This is a genomic window from Gilliamella sp. BG2, from assembly GCF_046635645.1.
In the GTDB taxonomy this organism is placed as follows: domain Bacteria; phylum Pseudomonadota; class Gammaproteobacteria; order Enterobacterales; family Orbaceae; genus Gilliamella; species Gilliamella bombi.
The window spans coordinates 1-1,744 of the sequence record NZ_JBIDFF010000066.1 but is presented as its reverse complement, the minus strand read 5'-3'; the positions used below and the strand labels follow the sequence as shown (position 1 = coordinate 1,744).

General features: G+C 32.8%; 3 protein-coding genes. All 3 read right to left on the bottom strand.

The genetic code is table 11. The features are described from left to right. Positions 1–118: 118 nt before the first annotated feature. Genes ACGH6Q_RS12250 through ACGH6Q_RS12240 form a run of 3 tightly spaced genes read right to left on the bottom strand, consistent with a single transcriptional unit; the run spans position 119 to position 1,663 of the window. Positions 119–715: a hypothetical protein gene (locus ACGH6Q_RS12250; RefSeq protein WP_411592982.1), complete on the bottom strand. Its 597-nt coding sequence runs from the start codon at positions 713–715 to the stop codon at positions 119–121. Between the two features lie 38 nt (positions 716–753). After that, positions 754–1,320 (bottom strand): hypothetical protein, encoded by a 567-nt coding sequence (locus tag ACGH6Q_RS12245; protein ID WP_411592981.1) that lies wholly within the window; start codon positions 1,318–1,320, stop codon positions 754–756. Next, on the bottom strand, positions 1,304–1,663 hold the full coding sequence (locus tag ACGH6Q_RS12240; protein ID WP_411592980.1) for a Mor transcription activator family protein: 360 nt from the start codon (positions 1,661–1,663) through the stop codon (positions 1,304–1,306). Before ACGH6Q_RS12240 ends, ACGH6Q_RS12245 begins: the two co-directional genes overlap by 17 nt. Positions 1,664–1,744 lie beyond the last annotated feature (81 nt).

Sequence of the window (1,744 nt, the reverse complement as noted above, 5' to 3'; positions counted from 1 at the left end):
AACTCATCACCCACTTCATGAATATTTTTTTTAGCACGATTCACGTCAGCCGTGAACCTCATTGCAATATTCATATCTTTATTTGGCATAATAACCCCTTAGACGTAATTTTAAATGATTAAATATCAATACCATTACTATGAGCTTCTGTGATTATCTGCTCTTCTAATTTTTTAAGCTCAGTTAGCTCTTTTTCTATTTCAATAAGTCGATTAGCCGATTTTTCAACATCATTAATGGTTTTTGAACGAGCCCATTCTTCATCTGTTATTGAATTGTAAATATCAATTATTACTTTTTTAGCTTCTTCTAAATTAAATAAAACCAACGCTTTAAGATTATTTTTGATATCCCATGCAATATAATTTAATTCAAAGAGGCTAGTATCTAAATTGTCTTCTTTTAACATATTTAAATAACTGCCAACTCTACATCCAGAATAATCCTGATGAATAACCTGATCAATTCTTGCTAGAAGACTTGATTTTAATTCTTGTTTCATTTTTTTATGAAGATGCTCAAGAGCTAACAAATCCTTTTTTAAGGATTCTTTTCGGCTAAGTGGTTTTCGATAAAGATTTTCGTACTCTTTTTCTAAAGAAGATATTTTTTTCCGAATATTATTTAAATCAGAAGTGATATTTTTTTTAACATCGAGCAATTGCTTTATTGTTGTTTTTAAAGTGCTTAAATCTGTTAGTTTTAGTAGTTTCATAAAAAATAACCCTTAAAATAGTATTTAGTTTTAATAAATTAGATATACAAAATCTCACCGCGCCATATAAAGCCCGTTTTGAATGTGCCGTCTTTTTGTCTTACTTTAATTGTGTTTTGAGTGTCACAATGTCGATAATCTGTTAAATCAATAAATTCCCCACTCGAAGCAAAATTGATTGAGCTTTCAAATCCACTTTCTGAAAAGTCAATACTTGCAAGCCCTTTCACTGCTGGTGGCATAGCACCTAAAAAGCCAATATGGCGTAAGTATCTTTTGCCTTTTACTGGGTTTTCAGGTGAATGAGGTAAGTAAAACGAAGCAGAACGATTTTTATAAGTACCTTTATGGATTGCCTCGGCTAATTCGTCGGCGAACTCAGCACAAGCAAACAACTTACCTTGGTACATGTAGACATGATGAACCGCTCCTAAATCAGGTAAATTATTTTTAGGGTGCCCAAGCGTTAAATTAGCTTGATAAAGATTAGGGTCATAGCTGTCAGCTATTTCATGCAAATCTTGCTCAGTAAAAGTGAATTTTCTACCGTCCATTGCGGTAAATGTACCAGGTTTAAATATTTCAAAATTACGTAGTTTGGGCATTTTGAGCGTCCTTTTGAGCTAATGGGGTCGTTATTTTTTGTTTTACTCTTGTAATCACTTTGCGAATACCTCGCTCTGTCATTCGATATTTTCGGCTAAGCTCGTGGTAGTTATTACCTTTAAACTCACGATAAATTTGTGCATCTCGTTGACTAATTTTGAAAGCATAGTCTTTGGGAAATGTAAGATTTTGACCACCAAAAAGCTCTGCAATTGCGTTTGCCACATTACAACCTAACTGTGAAGCGGTTTCTTCTGGTAGACCAAAATCAAGTGCTTCTTTAGCAACCTGATTTGAAACATGAGTAAATAATTCATGGCGTTTAATTTCCATTCTATTCATAATTATTAAATTGCCCTCTTTTAGATAATTTGTTGGAACAAGGACATATTAAACAGGCGTGCAATGAATGTAATATGAACA